A 23,787-nucleotide genomic window follows, 5' to 3' on the forward strand; every position below is an offset into this window, starting at 1 on the left:
AGAACAATACAAAGCGACCAGATCAAAAAAAGAGGGACATGCCCTCTTTATCTATCAATTCGGATTGCCGTTATTTCAGCTTACTATCCAGCTCTTCAATCTTAGCTTTCCAAATTGCCGGCCCCTGAGTGTGTGCGTTAACACCATCGCTGTCTACAGCAACAGTGACAGGCATGTCCTCTACTTCAAATTCGTAGATAGCTTCCATTCCTAGGTCTTCAAACGCAACGACTTTAGATTTCTTAATCGCTTTAGCTACCAAATACGCAGCACCACCCACAGCCATCAGATAAACAGCTTTGTTTTCTTTGATAGACTCTACAGTTGCAGGACCACGCTCTGCTTTACCTATCATGCCGATCAGGCCAGTCTTCTCTAACATCAGATCGGTGAACTTATCCATACGCGTCGATGTTGTTGGACCTGCAGGACCAACCACCTCGTCGCCTACAGCATCTACTGGGCCTACGTAGTAAATAAACTTGTTAGTTAAATCAACCCCTTCTGGCAACCCTTCGCCTGAGTTGATCATGTCCTGCAAACGCTTGTGTGCTGCATCACGACCCGTCAGGATCTTTCCAGATAACAACACGGTCTCGCCCATTTTCCAGTCCTGGATATCTTCTTTGGTGATTTCATCCAGGTTAACACGACGCGTATCTTCTCCAACTTCCCAGGTTACTTCTGGCCAGTCTTCTAACTTAGGCGCTTTAAGATCAGCAGGACCAGAACCGTCCAGCGTGAAATGTACGTGACGTGTTGCAGCACAATTTGGGATCATCACAACTGGTTTAGATGCAGCGTGAGTAGGCGCAGACTTAATTTTCACGTCAACCACAGTTGTTAAGCCACCTAAGCCCTGCGCGCCAATGCCGAGTTTGTTTGCACGTTCGAAGATTTCTAGACGTAGTTTCTCTTCCGCTGTTTGCGCGCCACGCTCAAGAAGTTCATGAATATCGACCGGATCCATCAATGACTCTTTCGCCAGAACCGCGGCTTTCTCTGCGGTACCACCGATACCAATACCCAGCATGCCAGGCGGACACCAGCCTGCCCCCATTGTTGGCAGTGTTTTCTCTACCCAGGCAGCAACATCGTCTGATGGATTAAGCATGACCATTTTAGTCTTGTTTTCAGAGCCGCCACCTTTGGCAGCGATCATCACCTCAACTTCTGCGCCCGGGACCATATCAATGTGGACAACAGAAGGCGTATTGTCTTTGGTATTTTTACGAGCACCAGCAGGATCGGCAACGATTGAAGCACGCAATGGGTTATCCGGGTTGGTATAAGCGCGACGTGTGCCTTCATCTACCATTTGTTGGACAGTCAAGTCTGTTTTATCCCATTTAACATCCATACCGACCTTTACAAAACAGGTCACGATCCCGGTATCCTGACACAAAGGACGCTTGCCCTCTGCTGACATACGAGAGTTAATTAGGATCTGGGCAATGGCATCTTTAGCCGCTTTGCTTTGCTCTTTGTCGTAAGCCTTTTCTAAAGCCTGCACGAAATCCAACGGGTGATAATAAGAAATGTATTGCAATGCATCTTCAATGCTGTCAATGAAGTCTTGCTGACGGATAGTACTCATGACGGTTCCTTTATTCTCCGGCCTGTGACGAGTCAAACCGGTGTTTATTGAGAGGCGCGATTATATACCATCTTGCGATGAGTGAGTATCGCAATCATAGATTAGCGACCAAAGTCCTGCACTTATCTAAAATCGCTCGACGGAATACAAGGAAACGCACTAGGGATTCAATGATAATTATGATACCCTCCTCGCCCGTTTCGGGCTAGCATTCGGGTTCAGTAAATGACAAATCCAAGTAGTAATTCCATTGAACTAGACATTTCTTTATCAACCATCGAGGTGTTTGACACCCTCGCCTCCCAGCAACTGGCAGTCTTACTCGATTCCAGTGATGCCAATCACGAAAATAGCCGCTTCGATATCATGAGTATCAACCCACTGTGCATACTAGAAGCCAGAGAGGGTCAGTTTTACCTCGATGGTAAGCAGGTTGAGCAAGATGGCTTCACCATAATGCAAGACAAGCTCGCAGCGCTCGACTCAACGTCACATACAGATATGCCCTTTACGGGGGGATGGCTCGGTTACTTTGGCTATGACCTTGGCCGATATATAGAGACCCTGCCTCAAATTGCGAAGCAAGACATTACACTGCCAGATATGATAGCAGGTCTGTACCCTGATGCTCTGATACGCGATAATCTGCACAATCAATGGTACTTTGTTACGCAACCTGGATACGACCGGCTGGATACTTACCTGTCACTGATTCAAAATGGTTGCAGTGATAGCGATACCTTCAGACTCACCAGTCGCTGGCAGGCCAATATGACCCAGTCAGAATATACGCACAAATTTGCCAGCATTCATGAGTACCTGAAAAGTGGTGATTGTTACCAGATAAACCTGGCACAAAGATTCAGTGCCGATTATCAGGGTTCCCCCTGGCAGGCCTATAAAACACTGCGCGCCAATAATCAGGCACCTTTTTCTGCATTTATTAATCTTGAAGAAAATGCCATCGTGTCTGTGTCACCAGAGCGCTTCATCTCAGTACGCAATGGCCAGGTTGAGACTAAACCAATCAAAGGTACATTGCCCAGAATACACAGCGACAAACATGCAGATGCCCAGCAAGCCAGCCGATTGCAACAGAGCCCCAAAGATCGCGCAGAAAATGTGATGATTGTAGACTTGCTACGCAATGACCTTGGCAAAGTGGCGACACCTGGTAGTGTGCAAGTGCCTAAGCTATTCGAAATTGAAAGCTTTCCCGCAGTACACCACCTGGTGAGCACAGTGACCGCGCAATTAGCTGCAGGCAAAACAGCTGTTGATCAGCTCAAAGCCGCGTTCCCAGGGGGGTCAATCACCGGAGCGCCGAAGATCCGAGCAATGGAAATCATCGAAGAACTAGAACCGCACCGACGCAGCGCCTATTGCGGCTCCATTGGTTACCTGAGTGCCTGTGGGGCCATGGACACCTCGATCACTATCCGAACCTTAGTTTGTCATCAGCAAAAAATTCACTGCTGGGCCGGTGGAGGGATTGTCGCAGACTCAGACTGTGAGTTAGAGTATCAGGAGACTTATCACAAGGTGAACAAGATACTCCCCGTCCTATGAATCTAGAACATGTCATCAGCCGCTTTAGTTTAAGTGCTTCGGATCAGGCGCCTGCTTTAGGGCAAGGTCAAGAAAGCGCAGTATTAGTACCTTTACTTGAGGTGGATGGGCAAGCGTCTGTGTTGCTATGTAAGCGCAGTGCCCAGCTGCGCAACCATCCAAGTCAGCTCTGTTTTCCGGGTGGCAAGGTTGAATTACAGGATAAATCAGTGATCACCACAGCATTACGAGAGAGTCAGGAAGAAATTGCCCTCGATCCGCTACAAGTTAACCCGGTCGGTATTTTACCTTTGCATACGACATTGACCGGCTTTCGTATTACACCTGTGCTGGCAACCTTAGCGCAGAGCGCGACCTGGCAAACCCACAGTGATGAGGTGGAACAGGTGTTCACCCTGTCCTTATCTTTACTCGCACAACAAGAGGTCTGGCAACCGGTTCAAACGCGGTTGCGCGGAAAAACAGTGACCTTCAATGCCCTTATGACAGAACATGGATTGCTTTGGGGAGCCACAGCGAAGATTGTTCAGCAGTTACTTGCCAGGGTGGCATGACCAGCTAAGCACTGACAACAATACCCATATTAACTAAATGAGTTTGAACAGATTTCAGTATTTTTTACCCACTCCTGATTACAATACCAGCGCACCCGCTTAAAACTGTATACAATTTTGCTGTGAAGTGGGTTACTTATGCAATAATTAACGTTATGATGTGCGCCCGTTCAGAGGCAATGTTGAGTAGAATTTATGATTAGTGCATTTGACATGTTCAGTGTTGGTATTGGACCGTCATCTTCCCATACTGTTGGGCCTATGCGTGCTTCACGTCTGTTTGTTAAAGATCTGCAAAGCAACCGCATCATTGATAAAGTCACATCAGTAAAAGTAGAGCTATTCGGCTCATTAGGCCAGACTGGCATTGGACATGGTTCTGGCAAAGCAGTGATCTTAGGGCTGGCTGGATATGATCCTGAGTCGGTAGATGCGGACAAAGTCCCTGAGATCCTGGATACCATAGAGCGTGAGCAGGTGATTTACCTGGATAAAACTCATAAAGCTGATTTTCCTAAGCAAGGTGCCATTGTTTTCCATCGTCGTAAAACGCTGCCCAAACACTCCAATGCCATGGAGCTTCAGGCGTACTCAGGCTCAGAGCTACTACATAGCCAGGTTTATTATTCCATTGGCGGTGGCTTTATTGTCACTGAAGAACAGTTTGACACTGAAAAACAAGCCGCATTAGATGTGCGTGAGCAAAATCCAGCGCCTTATCCTTTTGAGAATGCGCAACAACTGCTCGAAATGTGTAAAGAAACAGGCCTGAGTGTCTCTTCACTCATGATGCACAATGAAAAAACGCTACGTAGTGAACAAGAAATCAAAACAGAGCTTTTTCATATCTGGGAAGTAATGAAAGCCTGTATTGAACGCGGTATGCGCACTGAAGGCATCTTACCCGGCGGGCTAAAAGTAAAACGTCGTGCACCAAGCTTGTATTTAAAGCTGAATGTTGAAAACAGCAACGATCCACTCCGGGCAATGGACTGGGTTGATCTGTTTGCGCTGGCCGTCAATGAAGAAAATGCAGCTGGCGGCCGTGTAGTAACTGCACCAACAAACGGTGCGGCCGGGATCCTACCTGCGGTCCTCATGTATTACCATACGTTTATCAAAGAAGTGGATGCTGAAATTGCAACCCGCTATCTGCTCACTGCCGCAGCAATTGGGATTTTGTACAAGAAAAATGCTTCTATCTCAGGTGCTGAAGTTGGCTGCCAGGGTGAAGTGGGGGTTGCCTGCTCTATGGCAGCTGGCGCACTCACAGAAATTATGGGCGGTAATGTGGTACACGTAGAAAATGCCGCTGAAATAGGGATGGAACATAATCTGGGGTTAACTTGCGACCCAGTTGGTGGATTGGTACAGGTCCCATGTATTGAACGCAACGCCATGGGCGCGGTAAAAGCCATCAATGCATCACGTCTTGCCATGCGTGGCAGTGGTGAGCAAAAAGTGTCTTTAGATAAGGTTATCAAAACCATGCTGGATACTGGTAATGATATGAAAACCAAATATAAAGAAACAGCACGTGGTGGGCTAGCGGTTAATATTATTGAATGTTAATCCTTACCGTCAGACATTAAAAAAGCCGCTTTTGCGGCTTTTTTAATGTCTAATCTCAAGTCACATTCAGCAACCTGATGTGCTCATTCATTTGACTGGTAACTCGGTGTTTTCAAACAACGCATCAACATCGTCCTGATTGCGCATCAGGCTGGCGCGTTCAACCAAGTCTTTAGTCAGATGTGGCGCAAACCGCTCGATAAAGTCATACATGTAACCACGCAGGAAACTACCCTTTCTGAATCCAATCTTGGTTGTACTTGCTTCAAACAAATGACTGGCATCAATGCATACCAGGTCATTGTCAGTGATTTCATCGACGGCCATCGTTGCCAGCACACCAACTCCCAGCCCCAACCGGACATAGGTCTTAATCACGTCAGCATCCGTGGCAGTGAAAACGATATGCGGAGATAGTCCATGTGCATTAAAGGCTTTATCTAGTTCAGAGCGCCCGGTAAAACCAAACACGTAAGTGATCAAAGGAAACTTTGCTACATCCTGAACTGTGATGTTACTGCCTTTCTTTGCCAATGGGTGATCTTTCGTCACCACAATACTGCGATTCCAGTGGTAACAAGGCAGCATGATCAGGTCGCCATACAGATGAAGCGCCTCCGTTGCGATGGCGAAGTCTGCATCACCTCGCGCAGCCGCATCAGAGATTTGTTGCGGCGTACCCTGGTGCATATGTAATGACACGGCCGGATATTTTTGCATAAACCCCTGGATCACATTTGGTAACGCATAACGCGCCTGTGTATGTGTGGTCGCGATATTGAGCTTACCCTGATCGGGTAAAGTATGTTCGTTGGCAACGGCTTTAATGCCTTCTACCTTAGACAATATCTCTCGGGCAATATTGATTATTTCATTGCCAGCACTGGTAACATGGGTGAGATGTTTGCCACTGCGGCCAAAGATCTGTACACCAAGCTCGTCCTCCAGCATACGCACTTGCTTGGAAATTCCCGGCTGGGAGGTATACAAGCTTTCAGCGGTTGCTGACACATTGAGATTGTGATTCAGAACTTCAACTATGTATTTCAGTTGTTGTAATTTCATAACTAAGCATTTGTTTTAATTGTTATCTGGTGTACGACTAGGCCAATTATCGTTAGATACAGGCAAATAATGACTCAGCCTAGCATAATTATAGTATATCCGATAGGACAATACTTTCCCCAGTGTATTAGAGCCAGCTTCCAAGCATTAAGCTATACTAAAAAATGATGGAATTTGGTGGATTTTCAAGTCTCTTGTTATTAACACTGTTCAATCCCCAATTATTTGATGTAATATAAAAAAACTGTCAGCTGTATGATTTACGAAGAGATCCGGGTATGTTTATTACCGTAATAATTTTGTTGATTGTAGCACTCATTGTCATTGCAGTTTGGGTCAGTGCTATTCAACAACACAAAGAAAAACAAGAAGCGGAACGCCGTAAAGAGCTGGCAAAACAAAAGCGGATCATTGAAGAAGCCGAAGATGTCATCCTCAACAGCAGCAACATTCCTATGTCCGGTGCCATGATCAAAGTCATTCAGCGCCGTGTGCACGATGCTCTGGTATCTATGGTCGAGCTTTCACCCACCTCTCGAGAATTAAAAAGTCGCATGCATGAATCTCAGGAGCGTTTAAACAACGAACCTCAAAATGCAAACGAATCTGATAAAGTCACATTGCCCGACAACGATAAGCAGCTCATCGCACTGGTTCAGGGCATTAAAAAATTGCGCCACCTGCTACGTTCAGAACACAGCAAAGGCAAAGTAGACACACAAGTGTTTGTTCAGGAAGACCGAAAAATGGAGCGGTTGCAATTAAGAATAAACGTTGAAAGCCAAATCAAGCGAGGGATGTCAGCTAGGAGCGCTAACATGGTAGGGTCAGCACGACAATACTTCGAAAAAGCCTACGCGATTATCTGCGGTGTCACCCACGTCGATGAGTACACCAAAGAGAAGAAAACTCTGCTCGAAGGGTACCTGAGTGAGATAAGCACTGAGCTTAAAGCCTCCAATGCTTCTTCGGTGAAAAAGAAAGCAGAGAAAGAAAAGGACGATCTCGATGTCCTTTTCGCTCCCAAGAAAAAGTGGTGATCAGCCTCAGCTGATCGCAAACTTGACAATAAACAGCACAGTCAATACCCAGACACTGATAGAGATCTCCTCGCGTTTATTACACGCCAGCTTCACCGCAGTATAAGAAATAAAGCCAAGCGCTATGCCATGCGCAATTGAGAACGTTAGTGGTGTCATAAGTAACACAACGCTGACCGGAATGGCATCACTCATATCATCCCAGTTCACCAGCTTCAGGTTTTGCAGCATCAATACAGCGACATACAGAATTGCTCCGGCAGTGGCATACGCAGGCACCATTTGCGCCAGAGGCGCGAAGAACATCATAAGCAGGAAACACAAACCAACTACCACTGCAGTTAAGCCAGTGCGACCACCCACAGACACACCTGACACAGATTCAATGTACGAAGTGGTGGTAGAGGTACCAAGAAAAGATCCCGCAATCGTTGCTGAGCTGTCAGCAGAAAGCGCTCTGCCAAGGCGCGGCATCCGTCCCTCTTTATCTGCAATGCCAGCTTTTTGTGTCACCGCAACCAAAGTACCACTGGTATCAAACAAATCAACGAATAAAAATGCGAACACCACGCTCAGCATCGAAATTTCCAACGCACTGGCAATATCAAGTTGCGCCAGAGTTGGGGTAATACTTGGTGGCATAGAAACAATACCGGCATACTCGACTAAGCCAAGGCCCCAGGCAAGCACAGTAACCAACAAAATACTCAGCAGCACGCCACTTTTCATATCACGATACATTAAGGCAGCAATAACAAAAAAGCTCAGAATGGCAAGTAAAGGGCCTGGGCTGGTGATGTCACCCAATTGCACAAAGGTTGCGGGACTGGCCACAATGATCTGCGCATTTTTAAGCGCTATCAGTGCAAGAAAAGCACCTATACCTGTAGCAATAGCTTGCTTGAGTACCAGCGGGATTGCCTGGATCACCCACTCTCTGACCTTAAATATACTGAGTAATAAAAATAAACAGCCAGACAAAAAAACCGCGCCCAGCGCACTTTGCCAGGAATGACCCATACCCAACACGACGCCATAAGTAAAAAAGGCATTTAAGCCCATGCCTGGCGCCAGAGCCAGCGGATAATTGGCCCACAAGCCCATGATAAAACAACCTATGGCAGCGGCTAAACAGGTGGCAACAAACGCAGCACCATGATCGATACCCGCTTCAGCCAACATGGCAGGGTTCACAAAAACAATGTAAACCATAGTGACAAATGTCGTCAGACCGGCAATAAACTCGGTTTTGACTGTGCTCTGCTGTGCACGGAGCGAAAATAATTTTTCCAGCATGTCTTTGTATTTTATATAGAAACGAAAGCCGGATTTTATCACAAATCTCTGGTGTAATCGGACAAAATAGTTAAAAATCAGCTACACTCTGATCTAAGTCGTATTAAGTGAAATCAGTATGAAAAAGAACCAATTAGCAGTTGCAAACGGCAGTGATTTGGAGCAACAGCTGCTCAATGTGCTGGAATTTGTTACCGCAACACCGGACTCTGAAAACCGCTGGCCCAACGAGAGTGATAGCAAAGCAGTCTATAAAAAAGGCCTTTATTATCTGAAAAATAAACAATATCCGCTCGCCGCGAAATGGCTCCGGCTGGCTGCGATGTCAGGTGACAATAAAGCCCAGTTTTATCTCGGCATGCTATTTGTGAAAGGTCAAGGTGTACCAAAAAGCGTTTTTCATGGTATTGCCTGGCTATCGCTCGCCCAGAGCCAGGGTAATCAGGCAGCAGCCGGCACACTTGAGCAAGTGCGTACTCATCTGACAGCTAAGCGATTCATTGATGCCCAGTGCTATGCAGCAACCCTGTATGAGCAAATCCATCAAATGATGCACTTTAGCTCGGATGCGAACCCAAAATAAAAGTAAATGTAATCAAAGCACTATTAAAAAAGCACAAAAAACACGCGATATTTTACTTGCCAAATAGCACTGTATGAAATACTGTATAAACACTGTATAGAAAATCAGTGGTCTGCTCATGTTACATACCCAAGTGCAAAATATATCAGTATCTCAGGCTAATACAGCCAATAAACGCTATCAATTAGTATATGCGGAAGATGACATAGTAAGCAGTTTAGAACTGCTTAAAATCCTGTATCGATGCAATTCACTTCATAGATGGACCCTGCTTATTGCACCAGACAACATTCCAGGCAAAGCTCTGCTAGATAACAGCTCAATTGATAGCAGCAAGTTACTGGTGCTCCGTCAAAGACATTTGATAAACTTAGAGTATGTTATTAACAGCGCTTTATGCAAAGGTAACTTTGCAGCGGTGATCACCTGGACAGACATTGTGTCGGAACAACAGCTGTCTCAGTTTAAACTTGTTGACAGTGATACTGAGATATTTTGCTTTACCCGCACTTCTGAACAAGAAGTATCTGTCGTTGCGCATTAAGTTCAAATGAGAAAATATGTGTTATTGCGGTTCTGAGAGAGAAGCACAAGCGTGCTGTCTGCCTTTCATAGCAGGCCAAAAGCTACCTGACAGTGCGGAGCAATTAATGCGCTCCAGATACAGTGCTTATTGCCTCAAAGACACAGGGTACATACATCGTACTTATGCACAATCTAAACGTGCAGAAAATTGTGAGGCCAGTATCAGTGCATTTGCCGAGCATGCAACCTTTGTTGGCTTGGAAGTCATTCAATGCAGTGAGTCTCCAGAACATCAGTTTGTGGAATTTAAAGCAACATACCTAGATGGCAGTACGTGTATCACGATGCACGAGCGGTCTCGTTTTTTAAGAGAAGACGGCCAATGGCGTTATCTTGATGGAGAACTGTTTGCCTGCCCTGAGAAAAAAATTAGCAGGAATGATCCTTGTCCCTGCCAAAGTGGGAAGAAGTTCAAAAAGTGTCATGGCTAGCTTGGCAGGCTAGATAATCTGGATTATTGAATATGCAGTAATCCAGTGTTAGATAGACGACCTTCTCGTGTTCGTCGCTCCCAATATTTTGTGCTCTGCAACCAAATTAAGGCCGCACAGCGACTTCATAGCCTGAGAAGCGGCCTGACAGAATCCAAAAGAAAGACTCGACCAAACGACAACACCATTCTAAAAGGCTCATGACGTTTGCACGCATCAGCTGGCTCACCTAACATTAATTCATCGCTTAGTTTTTTCAAACTCACTATGGTGTTTGTTAAACCGCGACCTGCAACATAGATTGCATTTCACCACCGGCTATCTGATCATAGAACCCCGCGGCATCTATATCGGGATTATCAACAAGCATTTGCGGATTTCTGGTATTTTCGAGCTTCTGTCTCACCGCAGGCTCCAAATTATCAACGATATGCAGCGGAATGTGCTTTTTGTCGTTACGTACCGCAAAAGGCTCTGGCTGCAAACATTCTTTGAGGCGAAGACTGGTCAGATCGCCCCCCTGGGCCAAAAACCCATTGCTCTGACCAATCAGCATATCGAACTGCTCAGGCGCAAGCGGCTTTTGAGGACCAAGCTGCAACGCCTTTTTAAGCGCCTCTTCTGATTTATCCGCTTCCTGTGGAGACGTATGAGGCAGGTCAAACTGGCTAAAATCCAATGCGTCCTGAGACAATAAAGATAGCAGCAAGCCAAAGTCGCCGCGTCTTGCTTCATGAACACTGTGATTGAGTGCACTGCCCAGCTGAGCCTCTTTGCACAAAATGCCATCTATCTGCATGTAAAATCGCCACAATTTATCAAATATGAAAATTTATCGGCATTTTTTCAATTTTCTTTAGGACATTTCTTTACTTCACTAAAAACTTTGATATTATCAGCGCCCATGTTGAGGAGGGGTTCCCGAGCGGCCAAAGGGATCAGACTGTAAATCTGACGGCACTGCCTTCGCTGGTTCGAATCCAGCCCCCTCCACCACATCACAATTTGTATTCTCTTAGGAGGGGTTCCCGAGCGGCCAAAGGGATCAGACTGTAAATCTGACGGCACTGCCTTCGCTGGTTCGAATCCAGCCCCCTCCACCATCTTACAATTTGTTTTTCTCTTAGGAGGGGTTCCCGAGCGGCCAAAGGGATCAGACTGTAAATCTGACGGCACTGCCTTCGCTGGTTCGAATCCAGCCCCCTCCACCACTTTCCTAACGCAGTATTGCAACCCTTATTTATCCAGGCAAGCATACATCTCCAGACAACCACATCAGACTGAATTGCGGACCAGTGTTTTTTATTGAAGTGACGGCATGAAAGCAAGCGTCAGGCTGCCTATCTCAAAACCAACACCCCATCAGTGTCACTTTGTAGATCCAGCCTCGCGCTATGGCTTTTCAATCTGTAACCCAACTCCATATTGCCTCAGGTATGCCTGCGCTTCCTGATATCTGGGATAATGACGTGCCACTATCTGCCAAAAGACCTGGTTATGTGCCATCACATGACAGTGTGCCAGCTCATGCACAACAACATAATCTACAACCCACTTAGGCGCACCAACCAACAGGCTGTTAAGCGCCAACGTGCCATTTGAAGACAAACTTCCCCAGCGGCGTTTATATTCCCTTATTTTCAATTCCTGATACTGACTGTTCATCAGGACCGAATACTCAGCCAGTACCGGCGTTACATAGCTGAGCAGTATCTGGTTTAAGAGCTTAAATAAGGCTTTGCGCGCCCCCTCTGTTCCTGGTTGTGCCTGGGTTTTTAGACCAATACATTTGGCGTCATGATCAATATAAGAACGACACTGCGACAGCACCAGCTGGTATCGTTCACCAAATATCTGAATTTCATACCGACGAAAAGGTGACTGGATCTGTTGCTGCTGGGCAGACACTGCGCGCTTTTTATCCTCTACCCAGCTCGACTTGCTTTTCAGCCAGGCCTCCAGCCATTGTCGATCAATACCCTGCGGTGCAAACACCTTAACGCCATCCGCTGTGACTTTTATCGCAACACTCTGTCTGCGCTTGCTGATACTTAACTGATAATCGAATGACATAGATACAATTTTTTATTTACCCTGAAAAAATGCTGCTACCCTTACTAATAGGAAGGATTAAACTGGCGTAACATGAATAACAAACCACTTTGCCAATATGAATCTCCAGACGGCCATAAATGCCAGGAAATAGACATGGGTTCAGGCTATTGCTTCTGGCATGATAGCAAATTTGACAAAAGCGGTCTGGAGTTAACACAAAAGCTGGAACGGTATGCAAAACGGGGTGGCCTTTTACAGGGGTTAGAGTTAAAACGTGCCAACCTGGAAGGCCTTAACCTGGTTAAATTTGGTAACCATGAAGGGTATGACCTGTCATACAGCAACTTCTATCGCGCCAACCTGCAAGGTGCTCATCTGTTCAACAGCACCATCAAAAATGCATCGTTAATGAAAGCGGACTTGCGAGATGCCAACCTACATTGTTGCAAGCTCGAAAACACCAATCTGCTCGGTATGAAGCTAGATAAAACCCGTATTGATAACCTCTACCTTGGCGGCAAGTTATTACAGGAAAAGCAAGCTAGTGAAGCACTAAAAGAACAAGATTTAGATGAAGCCAACGATTTGTTCTTACAATCAGAAGAAATCTATCGCTTATTGAGAAAAGGCGCAGAACAGCAAGGTCTGTTTGAAATGGCTGGCAAGTATACCTACAGCGAACTTCGAATGCGCCACGCACAATACCCTAAATTGTCCAAACGCCGGTTGGTATCCTCTTTTGTTGATATGTTATGTGGCTACGGCGAAAAACCCGAAAATGTAATCCGCTTCAGTCTGGGCATGATAATCGCCTGTGCGATTTGCTACTTTATATTTGGGATAAATTATAACGACGGGCTGATCCAGTTTTCCAGTCAAGCCTCATGGTCAGACAACCTCAGTACATTACTCAACTGCATTTATTTCAGTGTGGTCACCTTCACTACACTGGGTTATGGCGACATAACACCGACCGGCATTACCCGGTTAATCGCAACAGTTGAGGCGTTTACCGGGAGCTTTTCGCTGGCGTTGTTTGTCGTTGTTTTCGTAAAGCGTATGACCCGCTAGTCAGCAACACCTATCTCTCTGCCCAATTCGAGCAAAAATCCACGCATGAACTCAGTTCGGCGCTGCGCTTCTTGTTGTGCCGACTGTGTATGCATTTGCTCTGCAATGTTCAGAAGCTTGATGTAGAAGTGATCTAACGTGTACTTTTTATCATCCGCTTCTCGTTGCTGACAAAATGGGTCATCAATGTGATACATATGTCTGGCAATAGCTCCACCGACTTTCATGCATCGACTCACCCCTATCGCCCCAAGCGCATCCATCCGGTCTGCGTCCTGGACAACTTTTGCTTCCAGCGTATCGGGTGGCACGTTGGCACTGAAGCTGTGCGCAACTATCGCATGATGTACCGCTGAGAGTTTGTGCTCTGGATAATCTAGGGTTGATAAAAAAGCAACCGCCCTGTCCCCGGCCAATTTCGACGCAATCGGCCTGTCCGGGTGATTCTTTGCCACAGCCACACAATCGTGTAACCAGGCTGCGGGCAACACAACTTCAAGATCAGCCCCCTCCGCAGCACAGAGTTGCTTGGCGGTTTTAACCACACGCAGGATGTGTGATAAATCATGCGCGGTATCGGCAAACTCGGTTGTGAGCATAAAATCTCTGCATGCCGTCTCTAATTCCGTCATATTTACTGTCATTTATCCCTTAACCTTATGGTTCTGATTGTATGTTTTTATTGGCTTCACTAAAATGTCACCATTATCCATAGTAAGGAATTTATATGTCTTGCGCGCTGTATTTACAACCTGGCCGTGAAAAATCTTTAAAAAGAAAACACCCTTGGATCTTTTCCAAGGCAATCAAAAAAGTCAAAGGCAAGCCTGGGCTTGGCGATACAGTGACCATTTATAGTCACGACGGACAGTACCTCGCAACAGCCGCATACAGCCCCGATTCACAGATCCGAGCCCGGATCTGGAGCTTTGATCAAACAGAAGTAATCGATCAGGCCTTTTTCGAGCGTCGACTCGCACGCGCACTTGCAGCCCGCGAACAGGTCATTGAGGAAGGACAGTTAACCGGTTTCAGATTGTGTGCCGCAGAGTCAGATGGTTTACCTGGCATTACCATAGATAAATTTGATAACTATTTGGTTTGTCAGTTACTCAGCGCCGGTGCAGAGCGTCATAAGGGTGAAATAGTACAAGCACTCAGAACGCTGTTCCCTAAGTGTCACATTTACGAACGTTCTGACGTCGATGTACGTAAAAAAGAAGGGCTTGAAAAAACCACAGGCGTATTGTGGGGAGACGAGCCAACGGCACCCGTTGTGATCATGGAAAACGGCTTAAAAATAGAAGTAGATATAAAATCCGGTCATAAAACAGGCTTTTATCTGGACCAAAGAGACAGCCGGGCAGCATTGGAGCGCTTTTCAAAGGGTAAATCTGTACTGAATTGTTTCTGCTATACAGGCACATTTGGCTTATATGCGCTGCGCGGCGACTGTGCTGAAGTCATTAATGTCGATGTGTCTCAGCCAGCTTTAGATACCGCGAAACGCAATGTCGAACACAATGAGCTGGATGTATCCCGTGCTCAGTTTGTTAAACAAGACGTGTTTAAGCTCCTCAGACAGTATCGGGAAGAAGGCCGTCAGTTTGACACTATAGTCATGGATCCACCTAAATTTGCTGAGAGTAAAGCACAGCTCAATGGTGCATGTCGCGGTTACAAAGACATCAACATGCTAGCAATGCAATTGCTCAAGCCAGGTGGGACTTTATTGACCTTCTCTTGCTCAGGCCTGATGGAACAGAATCTATTTCAGAAAGTCGTGGCTGACGCAGCGCTGGATGCCGGTAAGGATTTATTAATTATGGAGCGCCTCAACCAGGCTGCTGACCACCCTATTGCGGGTTGCTATCCGGAAGGGTTTTACCTGAAGGGTTTGATCTGCAAAGTCTATTGATTGTTACCAGCAAAGTAAAAAAGGCCGCTGTTGAGCGGCCTTTTCTATATTACTTACTCAGTACTATTTAGAAACTGCCTTGCAGAGTCAGACCTGAGTAGCTGCTGTATCCACGCACCATGATGTGGTAAGTACCGCCATCCGCACCTGAACTCAGGCTACAGCTTTCTGTGTTGCCAGACAGATATGGACGACAATCATAGTTATTAGTGGTCGGTTGAGTGCCTTTACGAACATACAAGTCCGCATCACCTGACCCACCTGAAATGCTCACGTTCAAGGTAACATTGGCCGGTACTTCGATTGTATAACGGGTATCTGTGTTAGTACCACCAGACAAGCCAGTGACTGGCACGCCGTTTTGAAGGCAGTTTGCACCACAGCCTGAAGCATCACCAAAAGTACCTGTCAGCGTAGCGCCTGAGTACTGGCTATAACCATGTAGCATGACGTACCAGTCACCCGCTGCCGGGTTAGAGAACTCACAAGATTCGTTGTTGCCATTTTTATATGGACGACACGCGTAGCTGCTTTGAGTCGGTTGAGAGCCTTGTTGAACATACAGATCCGCATCACCCGAGCCACCAGCCAGAGTGAACGAAACCGACGCTGCACCAGCTGGAACAGCAAGCTTATAGAAGGTCTCAGAGCCAGACGCACCTGACGCCGACACACCTACACCTGAAACAAGCTCAGTCGGGCCCGGAGGAGGCGGTGGTGGTGGCGCATCACCTTCCAGCGTGTAAAGCAATTCATTAGGCGAGCTTGCTTTTGCATCAGACACCGCACCTTTAGTACTTCTGCTGCTCAGTAGTGAGTCAATCTGAGTTGGTGTAAGCGTCGGATCCTGGTCAAGGTATAAAGCCACCGCGCCGGCAACATGAGGTGCTGCCATTGAGGTACCACTGATAGTGTTAGTAGCGCTGTCTGAGTTATACCATGCAGATTTGATGCTTGAACCTGGCGCATAGATATCCAGACAAGAGCCGTAGTTAGAGAAACTAGAGCGGCCATCACTGCTTGTTGTAGAACCTACCGTTATCGCGTCAGCCGCACGAGCAGGTGAATAGTTACAGGCATCGCTATTATCATTACCCGCAGCCACAACGAAGGTAACACCCGAGGCAACAGCAGCATTAACCGCATCATCAACAGCCTGAGATACACCCCCACCCAGACTCATGTTAGCAACTGACGGGCCTGACGCATTATTTTTAACCCAGTCAATCCCTGAAATCACGCCAGAATACGAACCAGAGCCATTACACCCTAATACGCGAACGCCTACAACGTTGACATTTTTCGCAACACCGTACTCTGAACCACCGATAGTACCAGCGACGTGTGTACCGTGACCGTTACAGTCAGACGAGTCTGCATCGTTGTCAACAAAGTCATAACCATGGCTTGCACGATTACCGAACTCACTGTGCGAAATACGCACACCAGTATCGATGACGTATGCGGTCACACCTGTGCCGTCAAAGTCATAGTGATAGTTTGAATTCAAAGGCAATGCACGCTGATCGACACGGTCAAGGCCCCAAATCGCATTATTCTGATCACCAGAAGCCTGAGGTGTAACAGTGACAATCTGGTCTTGCTCAATATAAGCAATGTTAGGGTCTTTAAGCATTGCTTTAACATCGCCTTCAGATGCCTTGACTACCACACCGTTTAGCACGCCGTTAAAGCGTTTAGCAACGCTTACATTATATGCATTGCTAAGTGCCTGTGCCTGGGTGGTCGCATAATCGGAGATAGCCATAGCGCTTTGTGTATTAAGCACGGTTGGCGTTTTAAACACGACAATATAATTGTCTGGAATGGCTTTACCCTGATCTGCTGTCAATAACTCGGCCTGAGCCATGGACTGTCCAGATAGGCCTGCCAAAACGGCAAAAGCCAGTGTGTTTAGTTTACGCATACTTGTTCCTTTTTTGTTGTTTGGTTAATTTCCAATCAAAATGTAGCGCATATGAAGAAAAAATAAACAACAAATTAGAACATTTATTTAACTACGTTTACAAAGTTTGTAAATTTAAATTTACATTAGTTTTTTTCACTTTAGTGAATATTTCATTAGCCTATTGATTTTTAGAATTTAATTTCACTAAACCCCGCCTTTATTACCCATAACAGGTTTTCCTAACGCCAATTCTTTTCACGTAACCTGTAAGTAACAGGTGTTACACAAGTTCCAGCACCCTCTTTTTTGCAGTTCAATTAACTTCCCCCCGTTCACATACCAGCCTGAACTTTATTGCCCAAACAACAGCTTCCTTGAGGTCAAACCGTTCAAAACTTATATGGTGACATTATCAGAAGTTTTTTCAGACGTGTTGGTGTAGAGTAATTGCAAAGGGCAGGCAGACACGAATTTTAGAGTACCGAGAGTGGATAGTTGTGTCACTGACTGCAAACTCAATCATGCCCTTCTTGTAAGTCTATACGTTTAAGGAAAAACCATGAAATTTAAGTATATTGGCTTTATATTGATGGCACTCAGCGTGAATGGTCACGCGGGTATGTGGGCATGGGTAAACAACGGCGCCACAAAGTGGCTGAATGGATATCCGGAATGTCAAAGCTACTTTAGCCTTAACTTTGCAGAAAAAGTCACTCCAAAAAGCGCAACGCACTTTGAATATCAGGCGACCCCATATCAGATTGTGGCGATACCCATAGCTTCATTTTCTGACAAGGATGCAAAGAAAGCAGGTCTAAAAAGCATATTAGAAAGTCATCTGGATCATGAGTTTAATTATCTAAAACAGGCCTCCAAAAATCACGTCGTCACAGTACATCAACAAACGTGGCTCGATGGATCAGAGCTTCTTTACTGGCACCTAAAGCGCCATAATGACGCCGAAGTAAGTCATTTAGTCTCTTTCTCAACGCTCAGTAGCCAGTGCGTCTTTTACATTGTTTCAATGCTCGAAAGCGAGGGCGACATTGCCAGTACAAAGGAAAATATTCTAAGCATTATCAGAACACTAAATACCCATGTGCCAACTTCACAGGCAGAATTTGAAGCTTTGATCTCACAGTTCAAACCCAAAGAATGATCCTGCAAGATTGATAAACGCCTGAGTGGCGCACTAAATCCACTTTTGATGTTAAGTACGCTCCGGAGAGAAAGTGAATTACATACTGACTATACTATTTGCAATCAGTTTCCAGGCACTGAGCTGCTTGCCACCAATCTCAATAGGGCTGAGCGAATTCCAGATTGAAGTTCCAGACCCTCTTTTTTCTGACAAAGCAAATATTCAAGACAGCGAAGGTAGAGTCACAGCTACCGTGTTTTTTGACGCACAAGGGCACGTTGTAAAGCTGAAGAACCTAAAAACGTTTCCGGCAACCTTGCCTAAAGAGCCTGTCATCAGGGCATTAAATTCTGCCAGGCGACTTTACTCAGCAGCTAAAGCAACATCCCACGATGTTGACCTGGTGTTTCCAATTAAATTCAAAGAAAAAATGCGCTTACAACTGAATTTAACGCCACCAATTTTATAGACTGCTTTACCCGTTATATCACTTTAAGGACAATCATATGGCTATTACCATCAGAGCTGCGAAAGCGTCTGATTCACAGGAAATTGCTCAGGTCTCAGAGCACCTCGGATATACAACTCTGTCACCGACAGAATCTCATGACAACCTCGTTGCACTGCTGGACTCTCCGGACAATAAGGTATTTGTCGCTCAGCTGGGTGGTCGTATTGTTGGCTGGATACATGTTTTCTTCGCCCGGCGGCTGGCCTCCAACAGCTTTTATGAAATCGGCGGACTGGTTGTACTTCCTGGCACTCGTGGCCAGGGTGTGGGTCGTATGCTGGTACAACATGCACTGGCGCACCAGTTAGGGCAATATCGCGTTCGTTGTAATGAATCCAGAAAGGAGGCGCATACGTTTTATGAATCCATTGGGTTCAAGCGCAGCAAAGTGCAACATGTCTTTGGGGCCGCCTCTGATAACAAATGACATTGAATACGCGTGAGGGATTGAACCCAGCCGACTGACTGCCCCTTTCTGACTGTTGATAATATCACTTTGTTCCCAATACAAAACCACTTGTAAACTTCGCCAAATCTCGTTTTAATGGGCTTAGCGGACAGGCCATGTTTCAGCCCATATATTTATGCCGAGCACACAAACGTAATATGACTGAGACACCATGAGGCATGTATCACAGCGAGCAAGTCACTCAAAACCAATTCTGGACACAGAGCAACGAGCTCCTAAAATCAGAGTATGGCCAAGACGTGCCATACTAAACAAAACACCTCAAAAAGGCGGATAAGATGCTTCTGAATAACCCAGTGAGATATTTTGAAATTCCGGTGACCGACTTAGATCGCGCCACGGCCTTTTATCAAGCCGTTTTTGGCTTTGAGTTCGAACGCGCCCTCATCGATGGTCACAACATGGCTCTATTCCCATCAAACGATCAGGTAGCCGGGATCACCGGCGCACTCGTCGAAGGAGACAGTTACATTCCTTCTAAAGCGGGAGCACGTCTGTATTTCCATACAGAAGACATAGACGCCACGCTGGCCAAGGTTCTGTCATTGGGTGGAAAAACCCTCTACCCCAAAACATCTATTTGCGGGTTCGGCTGGGTTGCGGAATTTGAAGATTCTGAAGGCAACTGCATTGCCCTGCATAATGAGTAACCACTTTTTGATTACCTGAGTATCTTTTTGACAACCTGTGTCAGGAGACATCGCTCAGAACATAGGTACCGCGTGCAACTCAATTTAACCAGTGATAGCCTTTCCAGCAAAGAGCTCAGCCACACGCTTGCTGTCGTTGCGCAATATGGCCAGTCATAGAATGACATTAAGGATAATTAAGGATAATTAACTATGTTCAGAGTGATTTATCAGTGGCAGGTACCCTCTGAAAATATGACTGAATTTCGAACCACATGGCAAGTAACAACCGATGAAATACACAGCTCTGTTGGCGGTGCACTTGGCAGTTTTATGTTACAAAGCACCGATTAGCCAGACAAAATACTGATCATAGCCAAATGGCGTTCTCGCGAAGACTGGCTGCACTGCTAGGGTAACAGCAACCCTGAAAAAATGCAGCGGATGCGTGAACTTGCACAGCGTATTTCGGTAGAAACTTTTGACGAGGTAGAAGACAGAACACGCTAGCGCGGCTCCAAAAGAACCATGCCAAATAGTAACAACGCAGTTAAAGGATATGATCATGAATAAGCAGTCAGCATATGCAGACATCAACGGCACCTTGTTCCACTATGAACTCAGTGGCAATCCAAATAGTTTGCCTCTGGTCATGATCCATGGTGGCCTGGGTTCAACCCGGGACCTGGATGTGCTTAGTGAATATTTGATTGAGCACTTCCGTTTGATATCCATCGATTTACGCGGGCAAGGAAAGTCGCACCTGGGCAATGCCCCATTGACTTATGCTCAGTATCAGGAAGACATACAAGCCCTGCTTAGTGCGCTGGGTATCAGGCAATATGCCCTGTTTGGCTTCAGTGATGGCGGTATCGTTGCCTATCGCCTGGCAGCGCAGAAACCTCAGCAGGTTGTTCGCCTGGTTACCCTGGGGTCAGCCTGGCGGCTGGAAGAAAATGATCCGGCAATTGATGCTCTGCAAGGCCTGACGGTTGAACTCTGGACAGAATTATTTCCTGAGGGAGTCGCTTATTATAACGCCTCAAATCCCACCCCTGACTTCCCCGCTCTGGTTAGTGCGGTGAAGGCACTCTGGCTCGATACCAGTGAGTCGGGATATCCTTGCGATTTGGTAAGCCAGATCACATGCCCTACCCTCATCATGCGAGGCGATGATGACTTTTTATTTTCTTTGTCAGAAGCCGTTGCCCTCAAAGCAAAACTGACTGACGCGAGTTTTGCGAATATTCCATTCACTGCGAATGCCGCTCACCTGGAATTACCTGAGCTGGTTTGCCCTATCATTCAGCAGTTTTTTATTACGGCAGACGCCACCACTGCATCAAAGAATTAGAGGACGTTTATGAGCACACAAACGAAAATTGCACGTATTGTCTCACCCAGCAGATCGGCAAATATCTTATCAGAAGAGACTGTGGCCACTGCCATTGAAACGCTGGCGGGGCTTGGTATTCAGTGTGACTTTGCAAAGCATTACATCCACCAGTCGGATACTCTGGCGCAACTAATAACAGACAAAGCACAAGATCTCAATGAAGCCTATGCAGATCCTAACGTCGCACTGATCCTGACCACCATAGGTGGCCACAATGCCAACAGAATACTCGACCACCTTAACTGGGAAATGATCCGTACTCAGCCTAAACCCTTGTGCGGCTATTCGGACATCACCGTGCTGCTCAATGCCATCTATGCCAAAACAGGTCAGGTAACTTTTCTGGGACCACACTTTTCATCATTTGGTATGCAACAAGGCTTTACGTACACATTAAAGCACTTTGAACACGCATTACTGCATGGTACTGACTATGTACTGGATGTATCTGAAACCTGGTCAGATGATCTTTGGTTTATCGACCAGACCAGGCGGCAATTTATCAAAAATGCAGGCCCGGTTATCGTCAACCCGGGAAGTTGTGAAGGCACTATTTTAGGCGGCAACCTGTGTTCATTCAACCTGTTACAGGGAACCCAGTATATGCCAAACCTGACAGGTGCCGTCTTGTTTTTGGAAGAAGACAATCTCCTTGGAGAACTGACTCTGACGGAGTTCGAACGCAATTTACAGTCCTTATTGTCTCATCGAGGAGCAGAGCACATTCAGGGTTTGATGATCGGCCGGTTTCAAAAAGACAGCAAAGTCGAACTCAACGACCTGGTTGAGGTTCTGCGCAGCTTTGAGCAACTTGAACACCGCCCGGTTGTGTGCAATCTCGACTTTGGCCACACCACGCCCATCTTTACTATACCAATTGGCGGGCGATGTCAGATCAATGCACATAAAGAGACCGTCTCGATAAAAGTGTCACCATGCATTTCAGGCTCAGTGGAATAAAAGCATGTCACAGAGCTTAATCACCACGGATGATACACACGCCTCACACACTGTACAGCACGCAAACTCAGCCTTGCCCATGTCCTTCTATGTTAAGTGGCTTTGGGCAATTGGCCTGCTGATATTACTGGGGTTTATTCCAAGTTATGTGCTGCAATTTTCATCCTTAACTGAAGCGCATCACTCGCACGCCTCGGTGTCTTTTTTATGGATCGCTGGCATGCTGGTTCAGGTAACACTCATTCACTATCAGCGCTACACCCATCATCGCATTCTTGGGTACTTATCAACCTGTGTCTTACTGGCGTTTGTCCTTTCTACCTTATCGCTATACGCCAATATATTTCAGACTCAATTTAATACCTCCACTATTTTTCGGCTCGTATTGAGCCTGGATCTGGTACTTTTTCCTGCCTTTATTTTATTCATGTATAAAGCTATTTTGCGCACTGACTCACCGCATGCACACGCCCACTGGATACTCCTTGCAGCTATGATGCTATTACCACCCGGACTGGGTCGCCTGATCCATGGCCTGTTCTTCTTTCCGTTTGATGCACCAGTGCGGTTTTTCTACGAACCCACGGTTGTGCTCACAGGGCTATTCATCTACTCAATAGGGCGTGCACAACGCTGGCACTTTAAAAGTACCAAAGCATGCTTAGTGCTATTTATCGCTGCTGTTATTTTCAGTTATGGTGTTGGCTATGGCTTTTAATATTGGTCTTAATATTGGTATTAATGCCCCCTTTTAAGCTTCGGAAGAACACATGCCAAAAAGAAATAAAAGTAAAGACGAATTGATAAAGCGCTGGCAGAGCCAATAGAATACAGATACCGCTAACGCAAAATCCAACGGGACACATCCATTGCCCGACCATCCTGCTTATTTGCCTGATGTGCCTACCTGCGGCTCTACGCTCAAATCAAACCCTCTGAAAATGAGCCAAAGTGGTAATAGGAGCTCAAACAAGCCACCAGGAATATACATCCAGGCACCACCCATACTCACATCAAAGAAATCAAACAGCACTTTCAATAACAGCATGACATAACCCAGCAACCCAAGACCTGCTAATACACGCGGTACCAGGCGATACTTAAACAAAGTGATGTTCAGCAGGAATCCGAAAATAGCCAGTGCTATCATCCCCATCAGGAAACTAAAATAGCGCTCCGTTTTCAGCGCACTGCCCATAATATAAAGCTGCTCACTGTGCATCACCGATGCTGGCTGCCAGCTTCTCTCCCATCGCCCCGAATGTCATCAACATCACCGCACCAGATGTCAGCATAGCTGCTTCTATCACACGGCCGGCAATATAACCAATCGCAACCCGTTCGCTATATCGCTTAACAATGGGATAAATCACAATGGCAATCCCAACAACCGCTGCACAGTTAATAAACTCAAGTAACGAAGCCAGCGCCAGTGT

General features: G+C 46.2%; 26 protein-coding genes and 3 tRNA genes. 20 read left to right on the forward strand and 9 right to left on the reverse strand.

What is annotated here, in order from left to right; all coding sequences use genetic code 11:
• Positions 1-70 precede the first annotated feature (70 nt).
• Positions 71-1,597 (reverse strand): fumarate hydratase, encoded by a 1,527-nt coding sequence (locus AT705_RS04900; protein WP_058795727.1) that lies wholly within the window; start codon positions 1,595-1,597, stop codon positions 71-73.
• Between the two features lie 225 nt (positions 1,598-1,822).
• Here AT705_RS04900 and pabB point away from each other — a divergent pair, with 225 nt between their 5' ends.
• The 3 genes from pabB to AT705_RS04915 all read left to right on the forward strand — a co-directional run bounded on the left by pabB (position 1,823) and on the right by AT705_RS04915 (position 5,292).
• Complete coding sequence (gene pabB / locus AT705_RS04905; protein WP_058795728.1) at positions 1,823-3,166, forward strand: aminodeoxychorismate synthase component I; 1,344 nt, start codon at positions 1,823-1,825, stop codon at positions 3,164-3,166.
• Positions 3,163-3,720 carry a CoA pyrophosphatase gene (locus AT705_RS04910; protein WP_058795729.1) on the forward strand — a complete coding sequence of 186 codons (558 nt, stop codon included), beginning with the start codon at positions 3,163-3,165 and terminating at the stop codon, positions 3,718-3,720. The genes pabB and AT705_RS04910 overlap by 4 nt, the downstream gene beginning before the upstream one ends.
• Positions 3,721-3,915: 195 nt before the next feature.
• A complete protein-coding gene (locus AT705_RS04915; RefSeq protein ID WP_058795730.1) occupies positions 3,916-5,292 on the forward strand; it encodes an L-serine ammonia-lyase in 1,377 nt (458 codons plus the stop codon).
• A gap of 87 nt (positions 5,293-5,379) precedes the next feature.
• Here AT705_RS04915 and cysB read toward each other — a convergent pair whose 3' ends face one another.
• Complete coding sequence (cysB, locus tag AT705_RS04920; RefSeq protein ID WP_049866017.1) at positions 5,380-6,357, reverse strand: HTH-type transcriptional regulator CysB; 978 nt, start codon at positions 6,355-6,357, stop codon at positions 5,380-5,382.
• Positions 6,358-6,635: 278 nt separating this feature from the next.
• Here cysB and AT705_RS04925 point away from each other — a divergent pair, with 278 nt between their 5' ends.
• Positions 6,636-7,397: a hypothetical protein gene (locus AT705_RS04925; protein ID WP_058795731.1), complete on the forward strand. Its 762-nt coding sequence runs from the start codon at positions 6,636-6,638 to the stop codon at positions 7,395-7,397.
• A gap of 6 nt (positions 7,398-7,403) precedes the next feature.
• Here the strand turns inward: AT705_RS04925 and AT705_RS04930 are convergent, their stop codons facing one another.
• Positions 7,404-8,693 carry an NCS2 family permease gene (locus tag AT705_RS04930; protein ID WP_058795732.1) on the reverse strand — a complete coding sequence of 430 codons (1,290 nt, stop codon included), beginning with the start codon at positions 8,691-8,693 and terminating at the stop codon, positions 7,404-7,406.
• Positions 8,694-8,811: 118 nt separating this feature from the next.
• Here AT705_RS04930 and AT705_RS04935 point away from each other — a divergent pair, with 118 nt between their 5' ends.
• From AT705_RS04935 to AT705_RS04945, 3 genes are all read left to right on the forward strand, one after another.
• Positions 8,812-9,276, forward strand: coding sequence for a tetratricopeptide repeat protein (locus AT705_RS04935; RefSeq protein ID WP_058795733.1), 465 nt, complete (start codon positions 8,812-8,814; stop codon positions 9,274-9,276).
• Positions 9,277-9,394: 118 nt separating this feature from the next.
• On the forward strand, positions 9,395-9,820 hold the full coding sequence (locus AT705_RS04940) for a SulA-like leucine-rich domain-containing protein (RefSeq protein WP_058795734.1): 426 nt from the start codon (positions 9,395-9,397) through the stop codon (positions 9,818-9,820).
• Between the two features lie 106 nt (positions 9,821-9,926).
• Positions 9,927-10,292, forward strand: coding sequence for a YchJ family protein (locus tag AT705_RS04945; protein ID WP_237113784.1), 366 nt, complete (start codon positions 9,927-9,929; stop codon positions 10,290-10,292).
• A gap of 277 nt (positions 10,293-10,569) precedes the next feature.
• On the opposite strand, the gene AT705_RS04950 is transcribed toward AT705_RS04945, so the two are convergent.
• On the reverse strand, positions 10,570-11,091 hold the full coding sequence (locus AT705_RS04950; protein ID WP_058795736.1) for a VC2046/SO_2500 family protein: 522 nt from the start codon (positions 11,089-11,091) through the stop codon (positions 10,570-10,572).
• A 112-nt stretch (positions 11,092-11,203) separates the two neighbouring features.
• Here AT705_RS04950 and AT705_RS04955 point away from each other — a divergent pair.
• The 3 genes from AT705_RS04955 (at position 11,204) to AT705_RS04965 (ending at position 11,503) form a co-directional block, all read left to right on the forward strand.
• Positions 11,204-11,288: transfer RNA gene (locus AT705_RS04955), tRNA-Tyr, on the forward strand.
• 22 nt (positions 11,289-11,310) lie between these two features.
• Positions 11,311-11,395: transfer RNA gene (locus AT705_RS04960), tRNA-Tyr, on the forward strand.
• A 23-nt stretch (positions 11,396-11,418) separates the two neighbouring features.
• Positions 11,419-11,503 (forward strand) — tRNA-Tyr (locus AT705_RS04965).
• A gap of 181 nt (positions 11,504-11,684) precedes the next feature.
• Here the strand turns inward: AT705_RS04965 and AT705_RS04970 are convergent.
• The gene (locus tag AT705_RS04970; protein ID WP_058795737.1) at positions 11,685-12,365 is read right to left on the reverse strand and encodes a M48 family metallopeptidase; all 681 of its coding nucleotides are present in this window, start codon (positions 12,363-12,365) and stop codon (positions 11,685-11,687) included.
• A 72-nt stretch (positions 12,366-12,437) separates the two neighbouring features.
• Between AT705_RS04970 and AT705_RS04975 the strand changes: the two genes are divergently transcribed.
• Entirely contained in the window at positions 12,438-13,418 is a 981-nt protein-coding gene (locus AT705_RS04975) for an ion channel (protein WP_058795738.1), read from the forward strand.
• Here AT705_RS04975 and AT705_RS04980 read toward each other — a convergent pair.
• Positions 13,415-14,062, reverse strand: coding sequence for an HD domain-containing protein (locus AT705_RS04980; protein ID WP_058795739.1), 648 nt, complete (start codon positions 14,060-14,062; stop codon positions 13,415-13,417). The genes AT705_RS04975 and AT705_RS04980 overlap by 4 nt on opposite strands.
• 83 nt (positions 14,063-14,145) lie before the next feature.
• Here AT705_RS04980 and AT705_RS04985 point away from each other — a divergent pair, with 83 nt between their 5' ends.
• The gene (locus tag AT705_RS04985; protein ID WP_058795740.1) at positions 14,146-15,336 is read left to right on the forward strand and encodes a class I SAM-dependent methyltransferase; all 1,191 of its coding nucleotides are present in this window, start codon (positions 14,146-14,148) and stop codon (positions 15,334-15,336) included.
• 67 nt (positions 15,337-15,403) lie between these two features.
• Here AT705_RS04985 and AT705_RS04990 read toward each other — a convergent pair whose 3' ends face one another.
• Entirely contained in the window at positions 15,404-17,263 is a 1,860-nt protein-coding gene (locus tag AT705_RS04990; RefSeq protein WP_058795741.1) for a S8 family peptidase, read from the reverse strand.
• Positions 17,264-17,804: 541 nt separating this feature from the next.
• Here AT705_RS04990 and AT705_RS04995 point away from each other — a divergent pair.
• From AT705_RS04995 to AT705_RS05030, 8 genes are all read left to right on the forward strand, one after another.
• The gene (locus AT705_RS04995; RefSeq protein ID WP_058795742.1) at positions 17,805-18,404 is read left to right on the forward strand and encodes a hypothetical protein; all 600 of its coding nucleotides are present in this window, start codon (positions 17,805-17,807) and stop codon (positions 18,402-18,404) included.
• A 73-nt stretch (positions 18,405-18,477) separates the two neighbouring features.
• Complete coding sequence (locus AT705_RS05000) at positions 18,478-18,855, forward strand: hypothetical protein (protein WP_058795743.1); 378 nt, start codon at positions 18,478-18,480, stop codon at positions 18,853-18,855.
• A gap of 37 nt (positions 18,856-18,892) precedes the next feature.
• Complete coding sequence (locus AT705_RS05005; RefSeq protein ID WP_058795744.1) at positions 18,893-19,324, forward strand: GNAT family N-acetyltransferase; 432 nt, start codon at positions 18,893-18,895, stop codon at positions 19,322-19,324.
• 320 nt (positions 19,325-19,644) lie between these two features.
• Positions 19,645-20,016, forward strand: coding sequence for a VOC family protein (locus AT705_RS05010; RefSeq protein WP_058795745.1), 372 nt, complete (start codon positions 19,645-19,647; stop codon positions 20,014-20,016).
• A 192-nt stretch (positions 20,017-20,208) separates the two neighbouring features.
• The gene (locus AT705_RS25655; RefSeq protein ID WP_237113785.1) at positions 20,209-20,349 is read left to right on the forward strand and encodes a hypothetical protein; all 141 of its coding nucleotides are present in this window, start codon (positions 20,209-20,211) and stop codon (positions 20,347-20,349) included.
• A gap of 211 nt (positions 20,350-20,560) precedes the next feature.
• Positions 20,561-21,349, forward strand: coding sequence for an alpha/beta fold hydrolase (locus tag AT705_RS05020; RefSeq protein ID WP_058795746.1), 789 nt, complete (start codon positions 20,561-20,563; stop codon positions 21,347-21,349).
• A gap of 9 nt (positions 21,350-21,358) precedes the next feature.
• A complete protein-coding gene (locus AT705_RS05025; protein WP_058795747.1) occupies positions 21,359-22,351 on the forward strand; it encodes a S66 family peptidase in 993 nt (330 codons plus the stop codon).
• A 4-nt stretch (positions 22,352-22,355) separates the two neighbouring features.
• The gene (locus AT705_RS05030; RefSeq protein WP_058795748.1) at positions 22,356-23,069 is read left to right on the forward strand and encodes a hypothetical protein; all 714 of its coding nucleotides are present in this window, start codon (positions 22,356-22,358) and stop codon (positions 23,067-23,069) included.
• A 168-nt stretch (positions 23,070-23,237) separates the two neighbouring features.
• Here AT705_RS05030 and AT705_RS05035 read toward each other — a convergent pair whose 3' ends face one another.
• Positions 23,238-23,573 (reverse strand): DUF4386 family protein, encoded by a 336-nt coding sequence (locus AT705_RS05035; RefSeq protein ID WP_058795749.1) that lies wholly within the window; start codon positions 23,571-23,573, stop codon positions 23,238-23,240.
• Positions 23,563-23,784, reverse strand: a complete 222-nt coding sequence (locus tag AT705_RS25900) for a DUF4386 family protein (protein ID WP_082668919.1) — start codon at positions 23,782-23,784, stop codon at positions 23,563-23,565. Before AT705_RS25900 ends, AT705_RS05035 begins: the two co-directional genes overlap by 11 nt.
• Positions 23,785-23,787 lie beyond the last annotated feature (3 nt).

Source organism: Pseudoalteromonas rubra, assembly GCF_001482385.1.
GTDB classification, from domain to species: Bacteria; Pseudomonadota; Gammaproteobacteria; order Enterobacterales; family Alteromonadaceae; genus Pseudoalteromonas; species Pseudoalteromonas ardens.

Bases quoted from the DNA above. Each gene is read 5' to 3' on its own strand.
- AT705_RS04900 (WP_058795727.1), bottom strand. From the start codon at position 1,597: ATGAGTACTATCCGTCAGCAAGACTTCATTGACAGCATTGAAGATGCA.
- pabB (WP_058795728.1), top strand. From the start codon at position 1,823: ATGACAAATCCAAGTAGTAATTCCATTGAACTAGACATTTCTTTATCA.
- AT705_RS04910 (WP_058795729.1), top strand. From the start codon at position 3,163: ATGAATCTAGAACATGTCATCAGCCGCTTTAGTTTAAGTGCTTCGGAT.
- AT705_RS04915 (WP_058795730.1), top strand. From the start codon at position 3,916: ATGATTAGTGCATTTGACATGTTCAGTGTTGGTATTGGACCGTCATCT.
- cysB (WP_049866017.1), bottom strand. From the start codon at position 6,357: ATGAAATTACAACAACTGAAATACATAGTTGAAGTTCTGAATCACAAT.
- AT705_RS04925 (WP_058795731.1), top strand. From the start codon at position 6,636: ATGTTTATTACCGTAATAATTTTGTTGATTGTAGCACTCATTGTCATT.
- AT705_RS04930 (WP_058795732.1), bottom strand. From the start codon at position 8,693: ATGCTGGAAAAATTATTTTCGCTCCGTGCACAGCAGAGCACAGTCAAA.
- AT705_RS04935 (WP_058795733.1), top strand. From the start codon at position 8,812: ATGAAAAAGAACCAATTAGCAGTTGCAAACGGCAGTGATTTGGAGCAA.
- AT705_RS04940 (WP_058795734.1), top strand. From the start codon at position 9,395: ATGTTACATACCCAAGTGCAAAATATATCAGTATCTCAGGCTAATACA.
- AT705_RS04945 (WP_237113784.1), top strand. From the start codon at position 9,927: ATGCGCTCCAGATACAGTGCTTATTGCCTCAAAGACACAGGGTACATA.
- AT705_RS04950 (WP_058795736.1), bottom strand. From the start codon at position 11,091: ATGCAGATAGATGGCATTTTGTGCAAAGAGGCTCAGCTGGGCAGTGCA.
- AT705_RS04970 (WP_058795737.1), bottom strand. From the start codon at position 12,365: ATGTCATTCGATTATCAGTTAAGTATCAGCAAGCGCAGACAGAGTGTT.
- AT705_RS04975 (WP_058795738.1), top strand. From the start codon at position 12,438: ATGAATAACAAACCACTTTGCCAATATGAATCTCCAGACGGCCATAAA.
- AT705_RS04980 (WP_058795739.1), bottom strand. From the start codon at position 14,062: ATGACAGTAAATATGACGGAATTAGAGACGGCATGCAGAGATTTTATG.
- AT705_RS04985 (WP_058795740.1), top strand. From the start codon at position 14,146: ATGTCTTGCGCGCTGTATTTACAACCTGGCCGTGAAAAATCTTTAAAA.
- AT705_RS04990 (WP_058795741.1), bottom strand. From the start codon at position 17,263: ATGCGTAAACTAAACACACTGGCTTTTGCCGTTTTGGCAGGCCTATCT.
- AT705_RS04995 (WP_058795742.1), top strand. From the start codon at position 17,805: ATGAAATTTAAGTATATTGGCTTTATATTGATGGCACTCAGCGTGAAT.
- AT705_RS05005 (WP_058795744.1), top strand. From the start codon at position 18,893: ATGGCTATTACCATCAGAGCTGCGAAAGCGTCTGATTCACAGGAAATT.
- AT705_RS05010 (WP_058795745.1), top strand. From the start codon at position 19,645: ATGCTTCTGAATAACCCAGTGAGATATTTTGAAATTCCGGTGACCGAC.
- AT705_RS25655 (WP_237113785.1), top strand. From the start codon at position 20,209: ATGTTCAGAGTGATTTATCAGTGGCAGGTACCCTCTGAAAATATGACT.
- AT705_RS05020 (WP_058795746.1), top strand. From the start codon at position 20,561: ATGAATAAGCAGTCAGCATATGCAGACATCAACGGCACCTTGTTCCAC.
- AT705_RS05025 (WP_058795747.1), top strand. From the start codon at position 21,359: ATGAGCACACAAACGAAAATTGCACGTATTGTCTCACCCAGCAGATCG.
- AT705_RS05030 (WP_058795748.1), top strand. From the start codon at position 22,356: ATGTCACAGAGCTTAATCACCACGGATGATACACACGCCTCACACACT.
- AT705_RS05035 (WP_058795749.1), bottom strand. From the start codon at position 23,573: ATGCACAGTGAGCAGCTTTATATTATGGGCAGTGCGCTGAAAACGGAG.